This window comes from Streptacidiphilus sp. EB103A, assembly GCF_041261405.1.
Taxonomy (GTDB): domain Bacteria; phylum Actinomycetota; class Actinomycetes; order Streptomycetales; family Streptomycetaceae; genus Streptacidiphilus.
In genome coordinates, this window is record NZ_JBGCAQ010000004.1 from 237,279 (window position 1) to 258,331 (window position 21,053).

Consider the following 21,053-nt stretch of genomic DNA (forward strand, 5'->3'; position numbering starts at 1 on the left):
ACGTAACAGACATGTGTTGGGATGGCCAACAGTTGGGATTAGGATGCGGGAATGGCGGACATGGACCACGCACTGCAACCCCCGGCCCGACTGCGTGCGCTGACCAGCTGGCAGGCGAGCAAGGTGTCGACGCTCGGCGCCCGGCTGACCGCGCGACGCATGCCGCTGGGCGCCCGCGCCGATTTCGCCGTGCTGGCGGCACTGGAGGAGTACGGGACGCTCAGCCAGGCCGAGATCGGACGGCGCCTCGGCCTCGACCGCAACGACGTCAGCGGCATCATCAACCGCCTGGAGGACTCCCGCCGTGTCGACCGCCAGGCTGACCCCGCCAACCGCCGCCGCAACGTCGTCACCCTCACCGCCGCCGGAAGGCAGCACCTCGACCAACTCCAACAGCACGCCGACGCCGTCCAGGCCGAACTCCTCGCCGGCCTCGACACCGCGGAACAACGCCAGCTCCAGGCCCTGCTCACCAAACTGCTCGACAGCCACAAGCCACAATCGGCCTAGCTGACGGCTGCAGCACTAGGAAGCGTCGTCGTGCGCCGGGCCCACCTCACCGACCAGCTGGACCACCGTCGCGGCGATCACGTCGGCGTGCTCGGACGTGATGTACGAGTGCGTGCCGGGGACACTGGCAGCGAGCCGGAAGTTCGGGTGGCTCTCGATCAGCGGAGTGAGCGAGGCACGCATCCGATCGACCCGCTCCTGGGTGTCGTAAGCGTGCGCCTGTGCGGCGGTGATGAACCCGACCGGGCAGTCGAGCAGGTCGTAGTACGGGCCGAGCCCGCCGCAGATCTCGTCGAGCTCGAGTTGGGCCCGCGCGCCCTGCACCGGCGTCATCCGGTCCCCGACACCCAGCCGGATCAGCACCCTCATCAGCGGCGACATCGGCTTGAGCACCTCGCGCACGCGCTCCGTCTCGACCTCGCTGAGCCTCGATACCGGGAAGGCACCGTCCACGAGGACCAGCGCGCTGATCTCTCCCGGGTGTGCGGCGGCATAACGCACGGCCAGGGCCGCCCCGAGTGACCATCCGACGAGCACCGGCTTGCGCACACCGGTCGCGGCCAGGACCGCCGCGAGACCGTCAAGACAGCCGGCGAAGGAGTAGTCCTTCGAACCGCCCGACCTGCCACGGCCCCGCTCGTCGTAGCTGACGACCCGACAGCGGCCCGCGAGCAGCGCCTTGGTAGCACTCCAGTCGGCCTGAGTGCCCATGAAGCTGTTGAGCAGCAGGACGGGGTAGCCCTGGCCCTCGGTGTCGTTGCCGTCGAGCACGGCGTCGGCGACGGGGATGCGTAGATGGCGGGACAAGATTCGCCTCCGGACCACAGGCGTTCGGCCGGCGATGTGCCGGTCCTCCCAAGACTCGCACCGCCACGATGGCCGCGCCATGGCCTGCCCAAGGCGTCACGGAGGGAGTTGGCATCGGTCTCGGTCAACCCCAGTGCTCGAAGTCCGGTGCGGCGATCGACCGCCTCACACACTACGGGCGCGGTCCTGTTCCCCCCGCCGAATGAGTCCGAACTCCGGTTTCAGCGGCGGTCGCTGAGACCCGCGACCACGGCGGCCAGTCGGTCCATGGCGTGGGCCACGCCGAGCCCGTCCATGTAGTCGCGGACGTGCACGATCCGGCCGTTGCGGACCCGGATCACCAGGAGCCCGGGAAAGCTGAAGGGCCGGCCGGTTGTGGTCACGGTTCCGGTGACGAGCTGTTCGACGGTGATCACCTCGGGGTCGGTGCTCTCGTGCACGACGACTTCGCGGATCTCCTGTGGCTGCGCCGGGCTTGTGCCCCAGGCAGCGCGGTAGCCCGCGCGGACATCTTCGCGTCCCTGGTAACGCTCGGGCATGCCAGGGAAGAGGAAGGGAAACTCGTGGACGGCGTCGACGGCGTACAGATCGGCCAGGTCGTCCGCGGACTTGTCGAGCATCGCGCGCTGATAGCGGGCCAGAACCTCACGAGGACCGAGGCTGGCCGAGACTGTGTCCGGCATGGCGGCTGGGCTCCGTTCGGTCAACGCGCGGCTGAACTCGCGTGAGCGGGCCGGGCGTTCGAGCGTGCGGATGTGGTGAGGCCCTTCCCAATCCGATTGTGACACCCGACTTGGAGACCCTCTTGACCGCACTTTACGGGCCCCGGGCCGGTAGAGGTACACGAATGAGTCCATAGAAGGGGCCGGATTCAAGACATCGATCGGGCTACCCGAGGTAGGGAGCTGTCCGATGCTGTAGGTAGTGGCGCAGGCGTAGCCGCTGCGTGTGGTGCATGGGCAGCGCATCGAGGTCGTCCGGCCAGTGAGCCCCTGGAGTGCGCGGCCGCCGCCGCCGGGAGCATCAACGCTGACAGCGTCACCACGTCCGTCACCACCGCCGTGGTCTCGTTGACCTCCGCCCCGACCGCTCATGCCCTCGCCCCGGGCGAGAAGTCGCTGGGACACCCCACGGTCACCGTCAACCTCTCCACGATGAAGATCGCCTCAGTCACCTGCGGTTGAGCGTCCGGGAAGCTGCGCACCGCGTGTGGCCGGAGCCTCGCACTTGCCTAGCGTTTCCGCAGGTCAGCGAGGCCTTCTGTCAGTCCCTTCACTGCTGCTTCAAGCACTTCCGTGCGCTTGCAGAAGGTGAAGCGGACCTGGCTGCGGCCTGCGTCCGGGTCGTCGTAGAAGACGGAGTTGGGGACGGCGACGACGCCGCAGCGTTCGGGGAGGGCGCGGCAGAAGGCGTAGGCGTCCTTTTCGCCGAAGGGGGCGATGTCGGTGGTGATGAAGTAGGTGCCCTGCGGGTCGTAGACCTGGAAGCCGGCGATGCGCAGGCCGTCCGCCAGGAGGCCGCGCTTGCGGGTCAGGTCGGCGCGGAAGTCGGCGAAGTAGCTGTCGGGGAGGCGCAGGGCCTCGGCGATGGCGTACTGGAACGGGCCGGCGCTCACATAGGTCAGGTACTGCTTCGCCGTGCGTACGGCTGCGACCAGGGCCGCGGTAGCAGTTACCCAGCCGACCTTCCATCCCGTGAAGGAGAAGGTCTTGCCCGCCGAGGAGATGGAGACGGTGCGCTCGCGCATGCCCGGGAGCCCGGCGATGGGGTGGTGTGCCCCCTCGAAGACCAGGTGCTCGTAGACCTCGTCGGTGACGACCAACAGGTCGCGCTCGCAAGCCAGTTCAGCGATGGCGACCAGCTCGTCCGGGGTGAGCACCATGCCGGTGGGGTTGTGCGGCGAGTTGAGCAGCAGCAGCCGGGTGCGCGGGGTGACCGCGGCGCGCAGGGCGTCGAGGTCTGGACGGAAGTCCGGCGCGCGCAGGGTGAGCGGGACCCGGGTCGCGCCGGCCATGGCGATGCAGGCGGCGTAGGAGTCGTAGAACGGCTCAAAGGCGATGACCTCGTCCCCCGGTTCGAGCAGCGCCAGCATCGCCGCGGCGATGGCCTCGGTCGCGCCGGCGGTGACCAGCACCTCGCCGTCCGGGTCGTACGAGAGGCCGTAGAACCGCTGCTGGTGCTCGGCGATCGCCGCGCGCAGCTCGGGGATGCCGGGGCCGGGCGGGTACTGGTTGCCGCGTCCCTCCCGGATCGCCCGGACCGCGGCCTCGGAGATCTCGGCCGGACCGTCGGTGTCGGGAAAGCCCTGCCCGAGGTTGATCGCCCCGGTCGCGGTGGCCAGCGCCGACATCTCCGCGAAGATCGTGTTGCCCAGCCCGTCCAGCCTGCGGTTCAGCAGTGGCCTGTCCATCGAGTGTCGTCTCCTAGCGGGGGCGCCTTGGTGCGGCCATCCTGCGTCCCGAGAGGCACGGTCGGCAATTCCGGTCGCTGTTCGTAGGTGCCGAGTATCCGCGAGGCAGTCACTCTTCTCAGTGCTTGAGATCACTTGTCTTGTTCCTTGGCCGCTTCCTACTGCGCGCCGAGGCAGATCTCTCTGTTCTGGGTCATACTTCGACCCCCTCATTCAGACATAAATTCGATTGTGTATCTACGGAGCAGTCCGTACCGCCAGCCCGGATGCGGCACGCGCCTGCCAGACCGAACCTGGAAACATGACCGATCCCATCCTCCAGAACCTGTCCCACGCCGCCGCCCACCGGGGCGAGGACCAAGGCGCCGTCATCCACCTCGCCGCCGACGGCCTGATCTGGCAGGGCCGCCTGGTCAGCCCCGCCGTCTGGGCCGCCGCACAGGCCGACACCCCCTCCCAGGACGACAACCTCCGCGACACGGCCGCCGACGCCAGCGACTACCTGCACTTCGCCGCCGCCTCCTGCTACACCGGAGGGCGATGGCTGCGGATGCACAACGTCAGGATCGCCACCGCCGCGGTCAGCGCCTGGTGGCTGAACCACGCCGACGAGTGACCGGCGCGGCCTGATCCTCTCAGCGGACCGCCGAGAGCTACTGTCCGCGGAGCGGGGTGATCGTGCTTCCGGTGACCCCGTCGACCAGTCGCCGCGCGCCGAGAGGCTGATGCAGCGTTACCGTCAGCTGCTGCGACTGGCCGTCGTCGCATGCCTGGTCGGGCACGGAATGATCCACCCTGTGGATCCTCACGGTGACGGTTGAACTCGACTCTTCGGCAACCAGGTTCGGCTGATCCTCGCAGCCCGTCCAACTGGCGGGCGAGGACAGGCTCCTGCCGTCGCCGCTCACGAGCACCGGGCCGGTCACGGCGGTGGAAGACTCGTGACCGAAGATCTGGTTCGCGTTCCTGATGCATACAACGGCAGCCATGACGAGCAGTGCGGCCACCACCGTGTAGAACGTCGGCCCTGGCCGGTGCACGGGCCGGAGGTGGGACCACATCGGAACCTCCATGTCGGGGAAGCAGCGGCGGCCTGGGTCCGGAAGGAGGTGCCCGGAGCCGGGCCGCTGAATATACGCGAGCGCTGAACGCGAGCCCCCGCCCCGGCCACCGTCTCACGCGGAGGCTGAACGGCCATTCCGGTTCGGAGCCGGTCGCGTTGAGCGCGTCGGTGAGCACATGTGGGTGCGCGTGCGAAAGTTGGTGCGAGAGAGTTCGACCACGCACATCATCGTCGACAATCTCACCCCCGTCACGCGTGCCTGCCCTTAGGGCACAGAAAGGAGACGTCGCATGACCACGGCTGTGAATCCACCGTCGCAATCCATGTCGGTGAGCGACAGCGCGGCGCGGACCCTGGCGAACGCCACCAAGACCGTCCCGCAGATGGCCTCCATCACGCCTCGCTGGCTGGTGCACCTGATGTCCTGGGTCCCGGTCGAGGCGGGCATCTACCGGGTGAACAAGGTCGTTCATCCCGAGTCGGTGCGCATCGAGTGCGACACCAACGACGAGTCGCCGCTGCCCGACACCTTCGTCGACTACTCGCAGGAGCCCCGGGAGTACCGGCTCAAGGCCGTCCAGACGGTCCTGGACCTGCACACCCGGATCTCCGACCTGTACTCGAGCCCGCACAACCAGACCGCACAGCAGCTGCGGCTGACCATCGAGGCGGTGAAGGAGCATCAGGAGGGCGAGCTGATCAACAGCCCCGAGTACGGGATGCTGAGCAGCGTGGCGGCCACCCAGCGGATCTCCACGCTGGCGGGACCGCCGACACCGGACGACCTGGACGCCCTCATCACCAAGGTGTGGAAGCAGCCGGCCTTCTTCCTCACCCATCCGGAGGGGATCGCCGCGTTCGGCCGGGAGTGCACCCGGCGTGGCGTGCCGCCGGCGACGGTGAGCATGTTCGGCTCGCAGTTCATCACCTGGCGCGGCCTGCCGATCATCCCGTCGGACAAGGTCCCGCTGGTGAACGGCAGGACCAAGTTCCTGCTGCTGCGCACCGGCGAGTCGCGTCAGGGCGTGGTCGGACTGTTCCAGCCCGGGCTCTCGGGGGAGCAGGGGATGGGGCTGTCGGTGCGCTTCATGCAGATCGACCGGAGCGCCATCGCCTCCTACCTGATCTCCCTGTACTGCTCGCTGGCGGTGCTCACCGAGGACGCGCTCGCCGTGCTCGACGACGTCGAGGTGGACAAGATCCATGACTACGCCCCCGCCTACCGCTAACGAGACCGCCCCGGCCTGGCTGCCGGACGAGATGACGCTGAGTCGGCTGGCCGGGGAGTTCTTCCGGGCCCTCCCCGGGCAGCCGACGGGGCCGATGGGGCCGATCGAGCCGGCGCCTCCGGTCGGTGACGGCCCGTCGGACTGGCCGACGCCGACCGGCCTGCCGGCCGCGGACCCGCCTCCGCCGGCGCCGATGGCCGGGATGAGCCCGCCCGCCGGGCCGCCACCGACCAGCGCCCCGGCGGGCTACGCAGCGAGCCCGCCCGGCGTCGCCGGACCCGTCGTGGAGCTGCCGGCCCTGCCGGTGACCCCCGCGCCGCCTCAACCCTCGATCCCCGGGCAGTTCTACTTCCTCGCCGAGGCGCCCGGTTTCCCCCCAGAGCCGCCGGAGCTTCCCGGCTTCGGGCATCTGGGGCTGCCGCCCCTCGGCGATCCCGCGCCACCGGCTGCCACGACCGTGCCGTTCTACTTCGTCCAGGAACCCTCGACATCCGGCGCGCCCGCCGCGCCCGTCGGGCTGCCGATCGACCCGCACCCGGGGTTCGACGTACACGCCGTCCGCCAGGACTTCCCGATCCTGTCCGAGCTGGTCAACGGCCGTCCGCTGATCTGGCTGGACAACGCCGCGACCACGCAGAAGCCGCGCGCGGTGATGGACCGGCTGGTCGAGTTCTACTCGCGGGAGAACTCCAACATCCACCGCGCGGCGCACGAGCTGGCCGCCCGGGCGACCGACGCCTACGAGGGCGCCAGGAAGACCGTCGCCCGGTTCATCGGGGCGGGCTCGGCCGAGGAGATCGTCTTCGTCCGGGGCACCACCGAGGCGATCAACCTGGTGGCCAAAGCCTGGGGCCCGCAGAACCTCCGCGCGGGCGACGAGATCGTGATCTCCCACCTGGAGCACCACGCCAACATCGTGCCCTGGCAGATGCTGGCGGAGCAGACCGGTGCGGTGATCAGGGTGATCCCGGTCGACGACGACGGGCAACTGCTGCTCGACGAGTACGCCGCGCTGCTGTCCGAGCGCACCAGGCTGGTCGCGGTCACCCAGCTGTCCAACGCGCTCGGCACCGTCGTGCCCGTCGAGCAGATCATCGCGATCGGGCACCGGGCCGGGGCGCGTGTCCTGGTCGACGCGGCGCAGTCGGTCCCGCACCTGCCGATCGATGTCACGGCGCTGGACGCGGACTTCCTGGTCTTCTCCGGGCACAAGCTGTTCGGACCGACCGGGACCGGGGTGCTCTACGCCAAGCGTGAGGTCCTGGAGTCCATGCCCCCGTGGGAGGGCGGCGGCAACATGATCACCGACGTCACCTTCGAGCGGTCCAGCTACCAGCCGCCGCCGGGTCGCTTCGAGGCCGGCACCGGCAACATCGCCGACGCGGTGGGGCTGGCCGCGGCCATCGACTACGTCAGCCGCATCGGCCTGCCCAACATCGCCGCCTACGAACACACGCTCGTCGAGCACGCCACCGAAGGTCTGCGCCGGGTGCCCGGGCTCCGGTTGGTCGGCACGGCCCCGAACAAGGCGAGCATCGTGTCGTTCGTCCTGGACGGCTACGAGCCGAGCGAGGTGGGCACCGCGCTCAACGAGGAGGGCATCGCCGTGCGTTCGGGCCACCACTGCGCGCAGCCGATCCTGCGCCGCTACGGCCTGGAGGCCACCGTCCGGCCGTCCTTCGCCTTCTACAACACGCACGAGGAGGTGGACACCCTGGTCGCCGCGGTCCAACGACTCGCGGACCGCCGCGGCGGGCACCACCGGAGCGCGTACTGAGTCGGCGCCGATCTCCCCCGGTCAGCGGGGGAGATCGGCGTGCTTCTCCAGGAACATGTCCACCTGGGCCGGGTCCTCCAGCGGCAGCGGGTAGACCAGCAGCCGGTCCACGCCGAGTTCCGCGTAGCGCAGCGCGCTGCCCGCGTCCACCTCGACCGGATCGATCTGCATGAAGTTGATCTCCAACCGGCCCAGCCGCGCCGGCCGGGACACCTCGTCCGCGGCCTGGCGCAGCCCGTCGAGATGGGTGACCAGGTCCTCCGGGGAGCTGCCGCCGCCGATCCAGCCGTGCCCCTTGGCGACGGCCCGCCGGTACGCGGCCGGGCTGTGCCCGCCGATCACGATCCGTGGGCCGTCCGGCCGCACCGGGCGCGGATGCGCGTCCACCGCCTCGAAGTTCACATACCGGCCGTGGTACGCCGGTTCCGGCTCGGTCCACAGCTGCCGCATCGCATCCAGATACTCGTCGGTGCGGCCGCCGCGCTCGGACAGCCGCACACCCACCGCGGCCATTTCCGGTTCGAGGTAGCCCGGCGCGACGCCGAGCAGCAGCCGCCCCCCGGACAGCACGTCCAGGCTGGCGACCTGCTTGGCCAGCACCACCGGATTGCGCTGCGGCAGGATGACGATCCCGGTGCCCAGCTCCATCCGCTCGGTCAGCGCGGCCACATAGGACAGATGCACCAGCGGGTCGAGAATCGGGTCGGTGGGCGCCATCGGCGAGTCGGGCACCCGTGGGCTGGGCAGCACCACATGCTCCCCCACCCACCAGGAGCGGTAACCCAACTCCTCAGCCCGCCGGGCCAGCCGAGCCGTCTCGGCCGGCCCCACCGTCGCCTTGGCACTCAGCCCGAACACACCCAGTTCCATGGGGTCCATTGTTCGGCGGGTTCGGCCTGACTGTCCAAGAACATCCGTGATAGGCATCGGTTATGGATGCCCGTATCCATAATGCCCCCGCTCAGGTCGCGGAGTAGCCGGTGAGCTTGGCGATCCAGGCGAACAGGTCCGGCGCGTCGTAGTTGACCGCGTGTCCGCCGTCCCAGTACAGACCCGAGTTGACCTGGTCGCCGAGCTGCGTGGTGATCGCGGCCAAATTGCACACGACCGTGTGCGCGGTGTTGGTGTCCAGCGTTCCGGTGCGCAGCCACCAGTGCTTGGCGCGGGAGGAGTTCTTGCTCTCCAGGTGGTACATCGGGTTCATCTGGTTGATCTTCTTCGGAAGGTCGCTGTCGAGCTGCGCGCTCTGATTTCCCGAGGCGTGCCGCAGGCTGTAGAGCGTGAAATGCCGGGCGTTCACGGTCTCGCTACCGAACTCGATGTTCTCCGCCGCCGAAAGGTCGAAGGTATCGAATGCGGGGGCGGTCTTCATTCGGGTGCCCACGTGCTTGAGGAAGTTGTCCCAGGTGAACGAGGCCTTGCCGTTGGACCAGGTGATCCAGGTGTTCTTCGCGAGGTAGGCGGTCCGCTCGGACGAGGTCAGGGTCTTCGACAATGCCGTGGTGGCGGAGGGGATCAGATATGCCTTCATCATGTAGGAGGCGTAATTGTCCGCGGTGAGCGTGCCGAAACTGTCGATGCCGGGGAGCGCGAGTCCCTTCTGGTACGTCGCGAACTGCTCCTTGAGCTGGCTGGAGTAGGTCTGGTTGACGGTGCTGCTGCCGCTGCTGCTCGCGGAACTGCTGCCGGCGCCGCCGGGGGCGCCCATCGCCTGGTAGGTGAGCGTGCTCCACATCCACTCGTACTGTCCGTCGGCGTGGTCGAGGTCCGTGATCGGCGAGTAGCAGGCGGAAAGCCAGACGTTGTCGTCCCCGTCGGCAGCGCCGAGCGCCTTGAGATCGGCGTCGTACAGGGAGCTGTTGCCCGACGCGCCGACCAACGAGGACAACGCACCGCCGGCGCTGCCGCCGGAGGAGATGATCCAGTCCTGGTTCCCCGGGATGCGGTCCTTGTTGTGACGCAGGTAGCGGATCGCGGCCTTGAGGTCGACGATCGCGGCCGGGGCCTTGCCGTAGTACGTGCCGTTGGTGCCCGACGACTTCTGGTCGCGGCCCCGGCAGCCCGGCTCGACCACGACGTAGCCGTTGGCCAGCGCCACCTCGCCGTTGTCGTAGCTGGTCCAGGAGCTTCCCATGGAGCTGCCCAGGCCCACGGAGGAAGCCCCGGCCGCTGCGCCGCCGGCCCCGCCACCGCTGCTGCTGCCTGATGCTCCCGATGCGCCGGGAGCCCCGGAGCCGGTCGGCGCCCCGCCCGAGCTCGCGCCGCCTGCGCTCGCACCGCCGGAGAATCCCCCGCCGGCCGAGCCTTCGGACGTGCCGCCGCCCTGCGCGGTCGCGCCCCACGAGGAGGAGGACGTGTATCCGCCGACATTGATCGCGAACATGATCGGCGCCTTGGCGGCGTTCACGGCCTTGCCGTCGATCTCCACCGGAACGCTGATGTTCAGCGACTGGTACTTGTAGTTGACCGGGTGCTGGACGTAGACGTTGTTCCGGTAGAAGCGATAGGTGACCTTCTTCGACCCGCTTCCGGTGTTCACCGTCTTGCTCAGGGTCGTGTAGGAGCTGGAGTCGAAGTCCAGCGAGTAGGTCTGGGAGGAAGAGGAACTCGACGCGGAACCGGACGCCGAACTCGACGACGACTTGGAACCCGAGCTGGTGCATCCCGCGGCAACCGGGATCATCGCCGCTCCGGCCACCGTCTTGAGTACCGACCTGCGCCGCATTCCCGTCCCCATTTCCTCATTGCCATCGAAAGATGATCATTTTCAGCCGGACCCTACAGCACCGCCGGCGAGCGACCCGGATACGAATCGCACTGCTAGGAATACTTGGGCCAGATGTGGGAGGGCTATCCAAATGCCTCGAGGAAACCAAGAACACCAGCCGAGGATTCCCGCGCCTCGATCGTCGGTGGCGTTGGGCTTGTCAGGCGCGGTCGTGGAGGGTGACCTGGTAGCCGTCGGGGTCGGCGAAGGTGAACGTCCGGCCGAAGGGGCCGTCGATCGGCGCGGAGACGATGGTGTGACCGTCGGCGACAAGAGCGTCGTGGATGGCCTGGACGTCGGTGGCGTGGAGCCAGATCGCGGCACCGATGCCGGGCTGGGCAACGGATGCCAGATCGGTGCCGGGAACGACGTCGCGGAGTGCGAACGCGATCGGCTTGGTCTCGAAGACGACGGCGTGCGGAGGTCCGGCCTGCGAGCGGACGAGGCCGAGGTACTGCTCGTAGAACGCCTGTGAGGCGTCGAGGTCGCGCGCCTGGAGCGAGATGAAGTCGGGGCCGGTGGCGGGCATGATGATGCTCCTTCTCTTCGTGTCAGATTCCTGACACAGGCCAATGTATGTCAGAATGCTGACATGAGTCAAAACGGTGCCGGCGTCGACCTGGACAAATCACTGGGCTACCTGCTGAAAGAGGCTTCGAGCGCCCTGCGCGCAGCCATGGAGGAGGTGCTGCGACCACTCGGGATGAGCGTGACGCACTACTCCTGCCTCGAGCTGCTGGCTCAACGGCCGGGCTTGTCGAACTCCGAGCTCGCGCGTGGCGCGTTCGTGACCCGGCAGTCGATGAATGTGCTGCTCCAGGCCCTGGAACGAGACGGCTACGTGACCAGGCCTGCGGAGGCGCCCGTCGGGAAGGTCCTTCCCGCGCGCCTCACGCCTCGCGGCCGACGGAGCCTGGAGAAGGCGACCGTGGCGGTCCGGTCCGTCGAGGTCAGAATGCTGGCCGGCCTGACCGGGACCGAGCAGTCAGGCGCGTTCCGGATCCTGCAGAGCATGATTCATTCCCTGCGCGACGGCAACGACGACGCACAGCTCGTTCCTCGGCGGATTACGCCGACATGACGGTGCGCCAGCCTCCGGACGCGCCAGGTGTGCCGGTGAAGTCGTAGCGCACGGTGTCACGGCCGAGGGCGACCAGCGTGGTGGAGACCGTCCCCGCGATGCGACCGCCGAGGTCCTGGCGGACGACGAGTGCGCGGGGGTCCTGAGGGTCCAGGCCGTCGCCGTCGATCAGGGGGAGCCAGTCGCCCCAGGCGGTTGCCGTCGGGCCGGATTCGGGCGACGGGCGGCGGGCTGCGGCCAGGCGGGGAACGAAGTGGGTGATCCTCGCTCGGATGGCGGCCCGGTCGGGACCCGGCCCCGCCGACGGCTCCGTGCTGCCTGCCAGGCCGAGGTTGGTGACCATGTGCAGTCCGGGTTCCAGCTCGCGGTCGGCGAACGCCTCGCCGTCCCAGCTGAGCAGCCGCACCTCGTCGAGGGTCGCGCAGATGAGATGGAACGGGTCGTAGCGGGCCGGGTCGAGTTCACCGAGCCCGCCTTCCGCCGCGAACCGCAACGGGAGCTCGCCGCGCGACAGGCGCCCGTCCTCCGGGGCGGTTCGCCCGAAACCGTTGAGCACGCACCCGGCCCGGGGCACGCCCGGATCGACCGCCAGCCAGGTTCCGCCCGCCAGCAGGTCCAGGCCGCCGACGACCTCCGGCCGGTCCGGCCAGTGGTGGCCTGGGGGAAGCGACTTCCGATCGTGGAACTCGTCGCGAACGCCCGCCAGGAGAACCGGGAACGAGGCGGTCGGGTCGAAGCTGATCACCGCAGTGCACATGACGCCATTGCAGCACCTGCCGGTACCGCAGCGCGCATCGGGTGCGGCGATCGGCACGTGAGTCACCGTGAGGTCATATCCTGCCTAGGCCGGGACTACGGAACGAGGGACGTGTGTCGGACAGTCAGGACGCCCAGCCCGCCGTGTCGGAGGCCGCTGTATCGGAGGCACAGGCCGAGGAGCGCAGGCTCCGGCGGGATCTGGGTCTCTGGGGCCTGACCGCGATCGGGTTCTCCAACATCATCGGCTCGGGGTGGCTGTTCGCCGCGATGTACGCGGCGCAGACCGCCGGGCCGGCGTCGATCCTGGCCTGGCTGGCGGCCGGGGTGCTGTGCATGCTGGTCGCGCTGGTGATGGTGGAGCTCGGGGTGTCCCGGCCCGAGGGCGGCGGCACGGTGCGCTGGCCGCTGTTCGCCAGCGGACGGCTGGTGGGGACGCTGATCGGATGGTCCACGCTGCTCTCCGTGGGCGGGACCGCCGCCGAGATCAGCGCGATCATGCGGTACGCCGACCACTACCTCCCCTGGCTCTACCACGGCGGGAGCCTCACCGGTCGGGGTCTGGCCGTGGCGCTGGGGCTGAGCATCGTGCTCACCGCGCTCAACTGGTTCGGGGTCAAGCTCTTCGCCCGGTTCAACAACCTGGTGTCGGTCTTCAAGGTCGTCGTCCCGGTGCTCACCGTGATCGCGCTCTTCGCGTCCGGCTTCCACTCCGGCCGGATGACCGCCGCGGCCCACGGCGGATTCGCGCCCTACGGCTACCCGGCCGTGCTCAGCGCGCTGGCCGGCGGCGGCATCGTCTACTCGCTCAACGGCTTCCAGGCTCCGCTGGACTTCTCCGGCGAGGCCCGCAACCCCCGCCGCACCATGCCCGGCTCGGTACTGGGGGGCATCGGACTGGCCCTGGTGCTGTACCTGGCGCTGCAGTTCGCCTTCCTCTTCACCGTCCCTGAGCGACTGCTCGGACACGGCTGGTCGGGGGTGAGCTTCGACTCGCCGTTCGGCCAGCTCGCGCTGGTGCTCAACCTGCAGTGGGTGTCCAGCCTGCTCTATGTGGACGCGGTGGTCTCGCCCGGCGGCTCGGCCTACGTCGGGGTCGCCATCGACGCCCGGCACACCTACGCGCTCGCCAAGAACGGCACCCTGCCGCGGTACTTCATGCGGGTGAGCGGGAACCACGGCATCCCGCACCGGGCCCTGCTGCTCAACCTGGCGGTGATCATCGTCTTTCTGCTGCCGTTCAGCGGCTGGCAGCAGATCGTCAGCGTGATGGGAGACATGTATCTGCTCATCTACGCCGCCTCCGCAGTGGCGGTCTCCGTCTTCCGCGGACGGCCTGACGCTCGGCTCCGCGGCTGGGTTCCCGGGCTGGCCTGGATCGCGCCGGTCAGCTTCGTGGTGGCCAGCGAGTTCGTCTACTGGTCCGGCTGGCACGATCTGCGCCTGGCCCTGCCGATGGTGCTGATCGGACTGCTGCTCTTCCTGCTGCTGCGGCCAGAAGACACCGCAGGGCAGTCGCTCGGCAGTGAACTCCTCAGCGGCTCCTGGCTGGTGGTGTACCTGCTGGTGCTGACGCTGCTGTCCTGGCTGGGCTCGTTCAAGGGCTCCGGCCACCTCGCCGCGCCCTATGACTCGATCACCGTCGCCCTGGTGTCGGCGGCGGTGTTCGCCTGGGCGGTGCGGGCCGGCCGGAGCCTTCCCTCGCGCTGATCAGTCCGTGCCGGACTCCATCGCGGCACGGTTCAGCGCCTCGTCGTCACCGGAGACCTCGCCGCCATGGGCGATGGCCTCGGCGCCGCCCTCCGCCATGCTGCCGATCAGGCCGGTCGCGGCCGCCTGGGCGGCGCCGACGGCGGGGTTGGCGGAGCCGATCAGGCCGAGCCCGGCGTACTGCTCCAGCTTGGCGCGCGAGTCGGCGATGTCCAGGTTGCGCATGGTGAGCTGGCCGATCCGGTCCACCGGGCCGAACGCCGCGTCCTCGGTGCGCTCCATGGACAGCTTGTCCGGGTGGTAGCTGAACGCCGGTCCGGTGGTGTCCAGGATCGAGTAGTCCTCGCCGCGCCGCAGCCGCAGCGTGACCTCGCCGGTGATCGCCATGCCGACCCAGCGCTGCAGCGACTCACGCACCATCAGGGCCTGCGGGTCCAGCCAGCGGCCCTCGTACATCAGTCGGCCGAGACGCCGTCCCTCGTTGTGGTACTGGGCGACGGTGTCCTCGTTGTGGATCGCGTTGACCAGGCGCTCGTACGCCGCGTGCAGCAGGGCCATGCCGGGCGCCTCGTAGATGCCGCGGCTCTTGGCCTCGATGATCCGGTTCTCGATCTGGTCGGACATGCCCAGGCCGTGCCGGCCGCCGATCGCATTGGCCGCCATCACCAGGTCGACCGCGGAGGCGAAGGCCGCGCCGTTGATCGTCACCGGGCGGCCCTGCTCGAAGCCGATCGCCACGTCCTCGGTGGCGATCTCGACCGAGGGGTCCCAGAACCGGACGCCCATGATCGGCTCCACCGTCTCCACACCGGTGTCCAGGTGCTCCAGGGTCTTCGCCTCGTGGGTGGCGCCCCAGATGTTGGCGTCGGTGGAGTACGCCTTCTCGGTGCTGTCGCGGTAGGGGAGGTCGTGGGCGAGCAGCCACTCCGACATCTCCTTGCGGCCGCCGAGCTCGGTCACGAAGTCGGCGTCCAGCCAGGGCTTGTAGATCCGCAGCTGCGGGTTGGCGAGCAGACCGTACCGGTAGAACCGCTCGATGTCGTTGCCCTTGAAGGTCGAGCCGTCACCCCAGATCTGCACGTCGTCGCCGAGCATCGCCCGGACCAGCAGGGTGCCGGTGACGGCGCGGCCGAGCGGGGTGGTGTTGAAGTAGGCACGCCCGCCCGAGCGGATGTGGAACGCCCCGCAGCTGAGGGCGGCCAGGCCCTCCTCGACCAGCGCCGCGCGACAGTCCACCACGCGTGCGATCTCAGCGCCGTAGGACTTCGCACGGTCGGGCACCGAGTCGATGTCGGGCTCGTCGTACTGGCCGATGTCGGCGGTGTAGCTGCACGGGACGGCGCCCTTGTCGCGCATCCACGCGACCGCGACCGAGGTGTCGAGGCCACCGGAGAAGGCGATGCCGACGCGCTCGCCGATGGGAAGGGAAGTGAGGACCTTAGACATAGGAATATTATGCATAATCGCGCATGGCCATGCAACGCCGACTCACCCGGGCGGCCTACCGACCCGCGGGTCAGTCGAGCACGGCGAGCGGGAGGTGCGCGGTGACCACCCAGTTCGGGGCGTCGACGATCTCGGAGATCTTGAGGTCGGCGGTGACGCTCGCCAGCAGGTAGGCGTCCTCCGGGGAGAGGCCGCTGCGGGCGACGATCTGGTCGAGCAGCGCTCGGACCGCGTCGCGGGAGGCCTGCATCAGGTCCGGGCCGATGCCGGTGGTCGCCAGGGCCCGGCCGGTGCGGTGGCTGCGGGCGTCGGTCTCGACGACGGGGGTGGGCGGGGCGGCGTCGCGGAGCAGGTCGACCCGGATCCGCACCGTCGAGTCCGTCTCGATGCCGGTGCCGGCGACCTCGCCGTCCCCCATCGCGGCATGGGCGTCGCCCAGCGAGAGCAGCGCGCCGTCCACCCCGACCGGGAGGATCAGTCGGGCGCCGGGGCCGAGATGGCGGATGTCCATGTTCCCGCCCCAGCGGCGCGGCGGGATCATGCCGTGCGGGCCCGGCTCCGGCGGTGCGACCCCGACGGTGCCGAGCATCGGCGCGAGCGGGATCTCCAGGCCGGGGATCAGTTCGACGGACCCCTCGGTGATCTTGGAGATCCGCAGGTGCGGCGCGGCGAAGTCGTCCGCCAGCAGCCCGAAGCCCGGAATGCAGGCGGTCCAGCCCCAACCGCCGACGCTCATGTCCAGAATGTCGACGACAAGGGCGTCGCCGGGCCGGGCCGAGGCGATGGCGAAGGGACCGGTGACCGGGTTGAGCCGGCCGAAGTCGAGACCCAGCAGGTCCTGCGGATCGGAGCCGGCGTCGAGCTGACCACCGCTGGCCTCCGCGGTCTCCACGACGAGTTCCTGTCCGGGCGTCAGTTCCGCCAGTGGGGACAGGGTCCGGTCCCAGGCGGTGTGGGTGCGGGTGCGCGCGACGTGCATGGCGTCGGTCCTCCAGAGCGGGATCGGACTGCCGCCGCGGCCCTCGCACGGCCGCCCGTGGACGGCGGCGACGGCAGACCGTCCCCCGCTTCTCAGAAGCCGTGCCGGACTGCGACGTTGGACACGGAGGTGATCGTACTCCGGGTTCGACGCCTGGTGAACAACGGATCAGTGCGTCGGGAGCTGGGACTGCGGCGTCGTCGGCCAGATCGGTGCCGGGACGGCGTGCCAGGTGGCGGTGAGGCCGCTGGTGTCGCCGCCCTGGTCGCCGGTGAAGGTGTAGACCGCGAAGCCGTTGACGGTCACCTGGTCGCCGACGCCGTCCGGTCGGACCACTGCGGCCAGGGTCCCGGCGACGCCCGGGGGCAGCGCGAGCGTCGCCCCGGGGTGGGTCAGCAACGGGTGGTACTTCTTCAGACAGGCGGCGACGCAGTCGAACGTTCCCTTGGCCGGGTTGTCGCCGTCGTCGTGGTAGAGGACGTTGAAGTCGGGACCGGTGAAGACGCGGCCCTGGGTGTCGGTGTCGATGACGCCGACGGTGTAACCGGGGGTCGGCGTGGCGACCGGGGCGGCGCTGCGTGAGCCGCAGGGCGCGGCGCCCGCGAGCAGGGGGGTGAGTGCCGCGACCAGGAACGGTGCTGCGATGGCGATTCTGCGCATGACGGGCTCCAGATCCCTCAGTATGTGATCGTAACGCCGCTGACGGCGTGCTTGTCGGTCCTGGCACCGGTCCCTCCGGTGAAGCCGACCAGGACGTTGGGCGGCACCGGGACCGCCACGCTCATCACCTGCTTGCCGCCGACGGAGACCAGCACCTTGCCGCCGGAGACCCTCACGGTGACCGCGACCGGTCCGGCCCGCAGGTTCGCGACGGCGGTCGAGGTCGAGGCCCAGACCAGGTGGCCGCTGCTCGCGGTGACGGTGACGCCGACGAAGTTGTTGGACGGGTTGTCGGTGTTCTGGACGGTGTCCAGCGCCACGGCGACGCCGGGCAGGCCCAGCCAGCCGAGGCCGGCGCCGCCGGTGCCCAGGGCCTTGGGCCCGCTCCTGCTCGCGTCGAGCATCGCGAAGGTGAGTCCGTCGCCGCCGGTGCCGCCGCCGATGGTGGCGGTGAAGCCGGCCGAGAGTCCGCCGGAGGGGACCGGGGCGGACTGGAACGCCGATCCGGCCTGCGCGGTGGTCGCCTGGGTGAGGACCAGGGTGGTGCCGCTCATGGTGGCGCTGCCGTTGCGGACCCACCCGTTGGGGCCGGGCGGCGGGACGGCGTAGGAGCGGGCCGTGATGGTCGCTCCGCGCACGGTGTGGATGTCGTTGCGACCGCCGGTGCCGCCGGTGAAGGCCAGGTAGGCGGCGGGCGGCAGCGAGGCCACCGCCTTGGACAGCACCTGTTTTCCGTCGACCGTGACCGTGACGGTCTGCTTGGCCACCGCCACCGTGACCTGGTGCGGGCCGCTGCGCAGGTTGGGCACGGCCGTGCTGGTGGCCGCCCAGGTCAGGCCGTTGGCGGTGACGCCGGTGGTGATGCCGACGAAGTTGTTGGACGGGTTGGTCGGCGCCTGGTAGGTGTCCAGCGCGACCCCGACGCCCGGCAGCGGGGCGAACCCGAGCTCCCGGCCGGGTCCGCCGACGGAGGCCGGGGTGGCCTTGGCCGGGTCGAGGAAGGCGAACGTGATCCCGTCGGCGCCGGTGCCGCCGCCGATCACCGAGGTGAAGGAGGCGCGGAGCCCGTCGGTCAGCACCGGGACGGGGAAGACCGCCGCGCCCGCCTGGTTGTTCTGAGCCTGCGTCAGGTCCAGGTCGGTGCCGCTGATCTGGGCCGTCCCGTTCAGCCGCCAGCCGCCCGCGGTCGGGTCGGGGACGGTGATCTGCCCGCCGGGGGCGGTCCCGGTGCCGGTCAGCGTCTCGTTCTGCGGGCCCTGACCGTCGTTGCCGGTGATCTGGTAGACGCCGGTGAAGTCGCCGGTCGCGGTGGGCGAGAAGGTGACGCCCTGGTGGACGGTCTCACCGGGGGCCAGGACCTGGCCCTCACTGATCGGGTTGCTGGTCAGGAAGGGTGCGGCCGGCGGTGCGGCCTTGGTGACGGTCAGCGGGATGTTGCCGGTGTTGCTGATGTCGAAGGTGAGGTTCTTGGAGGTGCCCACGGGCACGGAGCCGTAGCCGGTGGCGGTCGGGGTGATGGTCAGATGCGGCGCACCGGTGACGGCGCTGCCGGTCAGTGCGACCGTCGAGGTGCCGTTGGCGCCGGTCACCGAGAGCGAGCCGGTGTCACCGGCGGAGGCCGTCGTCGGCGCGTAGCCGACGTCGACGGTGACCGACTGCTTCGGCTGGACCGTGACGCCGTTGGTGGCGGCCAGTCCGGGGGCGGAGAAGGGGGCACTGGGCCCGCTGGTCGCGGTTACCGTCTCCGGGGAGGTGCCGGTGTTGGTGAAGCTGACCCCGAGGGTCCGGGTCGAGCCGGTGGGCACCTGGCCGAAGTCGAGACTGCTGGGGAAGGCGGTGAATCCCGGCCTGGTGCCGTAGCCGGTGAGGCTGAAGCCGAACGAGCCGAGGTTGGTCGTGAAGGTCACCACATCGCTGGCGGGTCCTGCCGCAGACGGGGCGAAGGTGACGGGGACGGTGTAGGTCCCCTTGCCCGCCAGGGACTTGGGCAGACCGGAGGCGGCGGCGGTGAACGGGCCGCCCGGGGTGGTCGTCACGCCCGTGACGGTGACCGGCTGACTGGCCGTCACGGTGAGGTTCAGGGTCTTCGAGCCGCCCCCGGCCGGCACGTCGCCGAAGGCCACCGGGCTGCCGTGCAGGGCGGCGCCGGCCGGGAAGCCGAAGGCCATCAGGCGGCCGTCGCGGGTGCCGACGTAGACGCGTCCGCCACTGGTGGCCGGGACGGTGAACTTCGCGGTGTGGCCGATCGGGGCCGAGAACAGCAGCCGCATCCTGCCCCCGCTGGGAACGGCGTCGTAGGCGCGGAGCTGCCCGTTGGCGCCGGTCCCCCCGTCGGTGTACTCCACCCAGACCGTGGCCGAGCCGGTCCTGGTGCCGTCCGAGGTCACCACCGGGGAGCCGGAGGTGTAGCCGAAGGTCTCCGCGCTCGTCCCCGCCAGGTGCAGCTTCGGGTTGCCGCTGCTGTCCAGGCCGAAGGCGAGGGCGCGCAGCGGGCCGCGCGAGCCGGTGTAGTAGACGAGCCCGCCCGATCCGCCGTAGGCGGCCGGATGGCCCCAGACGCCCTGGAACGGGCCGGTGACGCCGAGTACCGCGTCGGTGCCGCCGGGGCCCTGCTTGCGGCCGCCGAGACGGTCGCGGTCGAGCAGGAAGACCCGGCCGTCCTTGCCGATCTCCACCAGCAGGTGCGGGTGGGCGGTGCTGGCGCCGAACGGGGCGGCGGGCAGGGCGAGCGGGCCGCCGGAGCCCAGGTCGGTGTCGTTCTGGTCCAGGCTGGGCCCGTTGGCCGGGCTGAAGAAGTCCTGCGCGTGCAGCGAACCGTCACTGTTGACGCCGAGCCGCACCACGGATTCCGAGAGCTGGCCCGGCGGACGGTTGCCCGGTCCGGCCGGCGGACCCGTGCCGTTGCCGGTGGCGAGCAGGATCCGGCCCGGCCCGTCGGAGACCAGCCCGCCGCCGCCCTGCCAGATGCCGCCCCTGCCGTTGGTGGAGGAGTTCTCATCGACCCAGAGCTTCTCCGCGCGGCTGGCGGTGTCGACGCTCGCCACGAACCCCCGGTACGGGCCGATGTCGCAGTGCGAGCCGAAGCCGGCGTAGATCCTGCCGCCGAGCAGGAGCAGCCCTGGCCGCTGCAGTTGGTGGAACGCGTCGAAGGGGCGGCTCGGGTCGTTGGTCGGCGCACCCTGGATACGCACCGGCCAGCCGCTGCGCTCGGCTCCGGTGGCCGGGTTGAGGGCGTGCAGGAAGTAGCCCGGGTGGCTGCCGTCCGGGCTGTTGACCTTGCTGGTGAGGTAGACGGCCTTGGTGGCGGGGTCGTAGACGGGCGTGCTGGTCACCCCGAAGTTGGGGACCAGGTCACCGCAGCCGATGTTGCTCGCCGCCCACGGGGTTCCCAGCGACTTGCTCCAGTGGACCGACCCCGTGGTGGCGTCGATGCCGTAGACGCGGGCGTTCTCGGTCGCGGCGACCACGGTGCCGCCGACGACCAGCGGCTGGGCGTAGACCTGCCCGTCCACCGCCGTGGAGAACTGCAGGCCGAACTGCGAGCTGGTCACCTGCGCGGGCGTGAGACCGGGCTCGGCCTGGTCCCAGCCGGTCCGCAGGGTGTCCTGGGACATGGTGGTCTCGTCGGCGCTGACCTGGATCGGGGCGAACGCTCCGCCTGTGATCACCAGACAGAACGTCAGAAATCTGACCAGACAAGCAGCTCTACGCTCCGTCGCCATGCCCGCAGAATGCGTCAGCCACCTCGCCCGTCCGGGGCGGCACGGCGGGCGGCTGCGGTGATTCATCCGACCGGGCGAACGAGCGGCTTCTCAGCGCGGTCGGCGCTGGTGCCTGCGCCGGGACGCGGCCGGCGCC

18 protein-coding genes are annotated in these 21,053 nt (G+C 70.1%); 6 read left to right on the forward strand and 12 right to left on the reverse strand.

Going from position 1 to position 21,053, the window contains the following annotated elements:
- Window positions 1-51: 51 nt before the first annotated feature.
- Window positions 52-510, forward strand: coding sequence for a MarR family winged helix-turn-helix transcriptional regulator (locus ABH941_RS08335; RefSeq protein WP_370127973.1), 459 nt, complete (start codon window positions 52-54; stop codon window positions 508-510).
- Window positions 511-525: 15 nt separating this feature from the next.
- On the opposite strand, the gene ABH941_RS08340 is transcribed toward ABH941_RS08335, so the two are convergent.
- The 3 genes from ABH941_RS08340 to ABH941_RS08350 form a co-directional block, all read right to left on the reverse strand.
- Complete coding sequence (locus ABH941_RS08340; protein WP_370127974.1) at window positions 526-1,317, reverse strand: alpha/beta fold hydrolase; 792 nt, start codon at window positions 1,315-1,317, stop codon at window positions 526-528.
- Window positions 1,318-1,538: 221 nt separating this feature from the next.
- A complete protein-coding gene (locus ABH941_RS08345) occupies window positions 1,539-2,000 on the reverse strand; it encodes a nuclear transport factor 2 family protein (protein ID WP_370127975.1) in 462 nt (153 codons plus the stop codon).
- Window positions 2,001-2,548: 548 nt separating this feature from the next.
- Window positions 2,549-3,727, reverse strand: coding sequence for a pyridoxal phosphate-dependent aminotransferase (locus ABH941_RS08350; RefSeq protein ID WP_370127976.1), 1,179 nt, complete (start codon window positions 3,725-3,727; stop codon window positions 2,549-2,551).
- A 301-nt stretch (window positions 3,728-4,028) separates the two neighbouring features.
- Here ABH941_RS08350 and ABH941_RS08355 point away from each other — a divergent pair, with 301 nt between their 5' ends.
- Complete coding sequence (locus ABH941_RS08355; RefSeq protein WP_370127977.1) at window positions 4,029-4,343, forward strand: hypothetical protein; 315 nt, start codon at window positions 4,029-4,031, stop codon at window positions 4,341-4,343.
- Window positions 4,344-4,380: 37 nt separating this feature from the next.
- On the opposite strand, the gene ABH941_RS08360 is transcribed toward ABH941_RS08355, so the two are convergent.
- The gene (locus tag ABH941_RS08360; RefSeq protein WP_370127978.1) at window positions 4,381-4,737 is read right to left on the reverse strand and encodes a hypothetical protein; all 357 of its coding nucleotides are present in this window, start codon (window positions 4,735-4,737) and stop codon (window positions 4,381-4,383) included.
- Window positions 4,738-5,080: 343 nt separating this feature from the next.
- Between ABH941_RS08360 and ABH941_RS08365 the strand changes: the two genes are divergently transcribed.
- On the forward strand, window positions 5,081-6,019 hold the full coding sequence (locus ABH941_RS08365) for a family 2A encapsulin nanocompartment shell protein (RefSeq protein ID WP_370127979.1): 939 nt from the start codon (window positions 5,081-5,083) through the stop codon (window positions 6,017-6,019).
- Window positions 5,994-7,796 (forward strand): family 2A encapsulin nanocompartment cargo protein cysteine desulfurase, encoded by a 1,803-nt coding sequence (locus ABH941_RS08370; protein ID WP_370127980.1) that lies wholly within the window; start codon window positions 5,994-5,996, stop codon window positions 7,794-7,796. The genes ABH941_RS08365 and ABH941_RS08370 overlap by 26 nt, the downstream gene beginning before the upstream one ends.
- A gap of 21 nt (window positions 7,797-7,817) precedes the next feature.
- On the opposite strand, the gene ABH941_RS08375 is transcribed toward ABH941_RS08370, so the two are convergent.
- The 3 genes from ABH941_RS08375 to ABH941_RS08385 all read right to left on the reverse strand — a co-directional run bounded on the left by ABH941_RS08375 (window position 7,818) and on the right by ABH941_RS08385 (window position 11,092).
- Complete coding sequence (locus tag ABH941_RS08375) at window positions 7,818-8,666, reverse strand: LLM class F420-dependent oxidoreductase (RefSeq protein WP_370127981.1); 849 nt, start codon at window positions 8,664-8,666, stop codon at window positions 7,818-7,820.
- A 91-nt stretch (window positions 8,667-8,757) separates the two neighbouring features.
- Window positions 8,758-10,521, reverse strand: a complete 1,764-nt coding sequence (locus ABH941_RS08380) for a subtype B tannase (RefSeq protein WP_370127982.1) — start codon at window positions 10,519-10,521, stop codon at window positions 8,758-8,760.
- A 202-nt stretch (window positions 10,522-10,723) separates the two neighbouring features.
- Window positions 10,724-11,092: a VOC family protein gene (locus ABH941_RS08385; protein ID WP_020549970.1), complete on the reverse strand. Its 369-nt coding sequence runs from the start codon at window positions 11,090-11,092 to the stop codon at window positions 10,724-10,726.
- A gap of 63 nt (window positions 11,093-11,155) precedes the next feature.
- Here ABH941_RS08385 and ABH941_RS08390 point away from each other — a divergent pair, with 63 nt between their 5' ends.
- Complete coding sequence (locus tag ABH941_RS08390) at window positions 11,156-11,644, forward strand: MarR family winged helix-turn-helix transcriptional regulator (protein WP_370127983.1); 489 nt, start codon at window positions 11,156-11,158, stop codon at window positions 11,642-11,644.
- Here the strand turns inward: ABH941_RS08390 and ABH941_RS08395 are convergent.
- Entirely contained in the window at window positions 11,631-12,401 is a 771-nt protein-coding gene (locus ABH941_RS08395) for an NRDE family protein (protein WP_370127984.1), read from the reverse strand. The two genes, ABH941_RS08390 and ABH941_RS08395, sit on opposite strands and share 14 nt — an antisense overlap.
- Window positions 12,402-12,544: 143 nt before the next feature.
- On the opposite strand from ABH941_RS08395, the gene ABH941_RS08400 reads away from it, so the two are divergent.
- Window positions 12,545-14,110 (forward strand): APC family permease, encoded by a 1,566-nt coding sequence (locus tag ABH941_RS08400; RefSeq protein WP_370128152.1) that lies wholly within the window; start codon window positions 12,545-12,547, stop codon window positions 14,108-14,110.
- Here the strand turns inward: ABH941_RS08400 and argG are convergent, their stop codons facing one another.
- From argG to ABH941_RS08420, 4 genes are all read right to left on the reverse strand, one after another.
- On the reverse strand, window positions 14,111-15,556 hold the full coding sequence (gene argG / locus ABH941_RS08405) for an argininosuccinate synthase (RefSeq protein WP_370127985.1): 1,446 nt from the start codon (window positions 15,554-15,556) through the stop codon (window positions 14,111-14,113). It lies immediately after the preceding gene.
- A 70-nt stretch (window positions 15,557-15,626) separates the two neighbouring features.
- Window positions 15,627-16,535, reverse strand: coding sequence for an acetamidase/formamidase family protein (locus ABH941_RS08410; protein ID WP_370127986.1), 909 nt, complete (start codon window positions 16,533-16,535; stop codon window positions 15,627-15,629).
- 168 nt (window positions 16,536-16,703) lie between these two features.
- On the reverse strand, window positions 16,704-17,195 hold the full coding sequence (locus ABH941_RS08415; RefSeq protein WP_370127987.1) for a hypothetical protein: 492 nt from the start codon (window positions 17,193-17,195) through the stop codon (window positions 16,704-16,706).
- 17 nt (window positions 17,196-17,212) lie between these two features.
- Window positions 17,213-20,863, reverse strand: coding sequence for a choice-of-anchor D domain-containing protein (locus ABH941_RS08420; RefSeq protein ID WP_370127988.1), 3,651 nt, complete (start codon window positions 20,861-20,863; stop codon window positions 17,213-17,215).
- Between the last annotated feature and the right edge of the window lie 190 nt (window positions 20,864-21,053).